Annotated in this window: 1 protein-coding gene; it reads left to right on the forward strand. The window is 72.3% G+C overall.

Annotation, left to right across the window (positions count from 1 at the left end; translation table 11 throughout):
- Window positions 1–512: peptidase dimerization domain-containing protein (locus HV766_RS30135; protein WP_175182372.1), on the forward strand; the 512-nt coding region annotated here is incomplete at both ends.

The following is a 512-nucleotide window of genomic DNA, read 5'->3' on the forward strand; positions in this document are numbered from 1 at the left end:
GCCGGCATCGCCCGCATCGGCGGCGACCCCTCGGCGCTGGGCGCGCCGCTGCGCGGCCCTGACGGCACCGCGGCGTTCGTCGAACTGCATATCGAACAAGGCCCGGTGCTGGAAAGCCGCGGCCTGCCTATCGGCGTGGTCACCAACATCGTCGGCATCCGCCGCGTGCTGATCACGGTGGAAGGCCAGCCGGATCATGCCGGCACCACGCCCATGGACATCCGCCGCGACGCCCTGGTGGGCGCGGCCCGCATCATCGATGCCGCCCACCGCCAGGCCAGCGCCGCCAGCGGCAATCCGCATTACGTGGTCGCCACCGTGGGCCGGTTGTCCATGACGCCGAACGCCGCCAACGCGGTGCCGGGCCGGGTCGAGCTGACGCTGGAAATGCGCAGCGACAGCGATGCCGTGCTGGACGCCTTCCCGGAAACGCTGATGGCCGGCGTGGCCACCGACCTGACCGCGTTGCGCCTGTCCGCAAGCTTCACGCAGCTGAGCCGCGCGCGGCCCAC

This window comes from Achromobacter aegrifaciens, assembly GCF_902859735.1.
Classification (GTDB): domain Bacteria; phylum Pseudomonadota; class Gammaproteobacteria; order Burkholderiales; family Burkholderiaceae_B; genus Achromobacter; species Achromobacter aegrifaciens.